The following is a 256-nucleotide window of genomic DNA, read 5'->3' on the forward strand; positions in this document are numbered from 1 at the left end:
GTCCCAAGTTCGCAGACTCTCGACTATCTTGCGCTGTTCAAGGAGCGAAGGAAGAGAGATATTGATGTCGTAAAGCCGTTCAGGTGATGTGTGCTTGACCTTTGTCCCGGTAGACTCAGCCGAAATGATGCGTCGAGTATCCGGCAAAGAGAGATAGTAATGCAGATAACGATCAACAAGGTGTTCATTCGCCTGCACCCGGATCAGACCAAGACGTTGGTTGTGCAAATACTTTTGGCCTTCAGGTAAAAAGAAG

General features: G+C 48.0%; 1 protein-coding gene. It reads right to left on the reverse strand.

The window, feature by feature from the left end; translation table 11 throughout:
* Positions 1-256, reverse strand: a 256-nt coding sequence (locus RMT89_RS44140; protein WP_315889389.1) for a restriction endonuclease subunit S, incomplete at both ends; no start/stop codon positions are given.

The organism is Streptomyces sp. P17 (genome assembly GCF_032436805.1).
GTDB lineage: Bacteria > Actinomycetota > Actinomycetes > Streptomycetales > Streptomycetaceae > Streptomyces.